At 68.3% G+C, this 2678-nt stretch carries 3 protein-coding genes and 1 pseudogene; 2 read left to right on the top strand and 2 right to left on the bottom strand.

All coding sequences use genetic code 11. From position 1 onward, the window contains the following. A pseudogene (locus IM632_RS09185) lies at positions 1 to 190 on the top strand (NADP-dependent oxidoreductase); the annotation flags it as partial. A 1-nt stretch (position 191) separates the two neighbouring features. Here IM632_RS09185 and IM632_RS09190 read toward each other — a convergent pair. Together IM632_RS09190 and IM632_RS09195 are read right to left on the bottom strand one after the other, a co-directional pair. Then, a complete protein-coding gene (locus IM632_RS09190; RefSeq protein ID WP_296482455.1) occupies positions 192 to 1109 on the bottom strand; it encodes a sterol desaturase family protein in 918 nt (305 codons plus the stop codon). Next, on the bottom strand, positions 1109 to 1441 hold the full coding sequence (locus tag IM632_RS09195) for a hypothetical protein (protein ID WP_296482452.1): 333 nt from the start codon (positions 1439 to 1441) through the stop codon (positions 1109 to 1111). Before IM632_RS09195 ends, IM632_RS09190 begins: the two co-directional genes overlap by 1 nt. A gap of 158 nt (positions 1442 to 1599) precedes the next feature. On the opposite strand from IM632_RS09195, the gene IM632_RS09200 reads away from it, so the two are divergent. After that, positions 1600 to 2613 carry an adenosine deaminase gene (locus IM632_RS09200; RefSeq protein ID WP_296482450.1) on the top strand — a complete coding sequence of 338 codons (1014 nt, stop codon included), beginning with the start codon at positions 1600 to 1602 and terminating at the stop codon, positions 2611 to 2613. Positions 2614 to 2678: the final 65 nt, after the last annotated feature.

The following is a 2678-nucleotide window of genomic DNA, read 5'->3' on the forward strand; positions in this document are numbered from 1 at the left end:
GATGGAGGGCTTTGTCGCCTCCGACTTCCCCCACCTGCAGGAGCAGTTCCAGTCCGACATGACCGGCTGGCTGAAGTCGGGCCAGATCCGCTACCAGGAAACCGTTCTGGAAGGGTTCGAGCGCGCGCCGGAGGCTTTGATCGGCCTGTTCGAGGGCCGCAACGCGGGAAAGATGCTGGTTCGGCTCTAGCCTACTCGGCCGGGGTGGTGGCGGCGGACTGGCGGGCGGCCCAGCGCGCCCTCAGGCTCTTGCTGGTGTCCCGGCTGCCGTCGGGGCTCCAGCCCGGAGGGCCCAAGAGGTATCCGACAACCTCCCGTAGCGATCGGGCCGACGCTAGGTCTCGGCCAATGGCGATCCATTCATGGAAGGCCACGGTCAGGATGTTGAAGCTGCCGAGGTTGCGGATGAGGCCGTAGCGGGGCTTTTCCTCGTCCAGCTCGGCCTGGAAGGTGCCGAAGAGCTTGTCCCAGATAATCAGGATGCCGGCATAGTTGCGGTCCAGGTACCGGGGGTTGCGGGCATGGTGGACCCGGTGGTGCGACGGGGTGTTGAACACCGCCTCGAACCAGGCAGGCAGGCGCCCGACCGCCTCGGTGTGGATCCAGAACTGGTAGACGAGACTGATCCCCTGCTGGATGAAGATTTGCGCCGGCGAGAAGCCGAGGAAGGCCAGGGGCAGCCAGAGGAGCCAGGTCCCGGCCAGGCCTCCCGTCCAGGTCTGCCGCAGGGCCGTCGACAGGCTGTAGTGCTGGGAGGAGTGGTGGTTGACGTGCGCCGCCCACCAGAACCGCCACTCGTGGCTGAGCCTGTGGAAGACATAGTAGGTCAGGTCTTCCAGGAAGAAGATCGCCACCCAGCCCCACCAGGCGGTGAAAGGTACGGTGAAGATCCGGTGCTCCCAGGCCCAGACCGTGGCTACGAAGACCAGGCCGGCGGTCAGGAGGGCAGGCACGCCGCGCAGCAGGCCCATGGCCAACGAGACCAGGGTGTCCCGGGCCTCGTACTCGGCCCTGGCCAGACGCAGACGCCCCAGGCCGATCTCCAGCAGGATCGCCAGGATGAAGAAGGGGATGGCCAGCTTGACCGGATCGAAGGGGGCTTCCAGCATCAGGTCGTCTCCGGAGTCCATCCCGCCAGGGCGGGACGGGCAAGTCGCGGGCTCACGCCGGGCAGGCGCAGATGCAAGCGGCCGTCGCGGACGGGCGCCGCGGCCGCGTCGGTCCAGGCCAGGTCCCGGGCCACCCAGGCGTCGCCGAGGCGAAACAGATAAAGGGCGCGGGCGCCGGAGCGGGCAAGGGCGGCGGCGCCATCGGCGGCCAGCCAGACCCGGTCGACCTGCGCATCGGGATAGTCGTCCGCCAGGAGGGCTCGCGCCCTCGCCTCATCCAGCGGCGGGGTAGGCCGCGAAAGGCGCGCCGCCGCCACCAGGGCGACGATCACGAGGACTGCGACGCCGGAGAGGGCAAGCTGGCTCAGAAAGGGGGGAATAGGAATGACGCGCTCCTCTGGCGCCCGAGAGTCAGGCAGGGGGACGGGAGCGTCAAGCCGGACCCAGCGGAAGCTTGACGCCGCCCTCCCGCCCGCGCTCTGCTATCGCCATGGACGCGACGACCGACTTTATCCGCCGCCTGCCGAAGGCCGAGCTCCACATGCACGTCGAAGGCTCTCTCGAGCCCGAAATGATGTTCGAACTGGCCCGGCGGAACCGGGTCGCCCTACCCTTCGACAGCGTCGAGGCGGTCCGCGCCGCCTATAGCTTCAGCCGGCTCCAGGACTTCCTGGACATCTACTACCAGGGGGCGGCGGTCCTCCTGACCGAAGAGGACTTCCATGACCTGGCCCTGGCCTATTTCCGCCGGGCGGCGGCGGATGGCGCGGTCCGGTGCGAAATCTTCTTCGACCCCCAGACCCACACGGACCGCGGCCTGCCCTTCCGGGTCGCCATCGAGGGCCTCCTGTCCGGCATGGCCGCGGCGGAGACCGAACTGGGCCTCTCCACCGGCCTTATCCTGTGCTTCCTGCGTCACCTGCCGGAAGCCGCAGCCCTGGACACCCTGAAGGCCGCCGAGCCCTGGCTGGACCGGTTGCTGGGAGTTGGCCTGGATTCCTCCGAGGCCGGTTTTCCGCCGTCAGGCTTCCAGAAGGTCTTCCGGGCCGCCGGCGAGCGGGGCCTGAAGCGGGTCGCCCACGCTGGTGAGGAAGGCCCGCCCGCCTATGTCGCAGAGGCCCTGGACCTTCTCCAGATCGACCGGATCGACCATGGCAACCGGGCTCTGGAGGACGCGGCCCTGACGTCCCGATTGGCACGGGAGGGCCAAGTGCTCACGGTCTGCCCCCTGTCGAACCTCAAGCTCTGCGGGGTGCCGTCCCTGGAGGCGCACCCCCTGAAGCGCATGTTGCAGCTGGGCCTAAAGGCCACCGTCAATTCCGACGATCCCGCCTATTTCGGAGGCTATCTCCTGGACAACTGGGTGCAGACCGCCCGGGCGGTCGGGCTTGAGCGGGACCATCTCGTCACCCTCGCCCGGAACAGCCTGGAAGGCGCATTCTGGAGCGAAGCGGAACAAGCGCCCCATCTGGCCCGGCTGGAGGCTCTCGCCTCCGGTCAGTGATCGCCGTTCATCATGTCGAGGGTCATGACCCATTTGCCGTCCAGCCAGTCGACGATCTCGCGCGC

This window comes from Phenylobacterium sp. (assembly GCF_020402505.1).
In the GTDB taxonomy this organism is placed as follows: Bacteria; Pseudomonadota; Alphaproteobacteria; order Caulobacterales; family Caulobacteraceae; genus Phenylobacterium.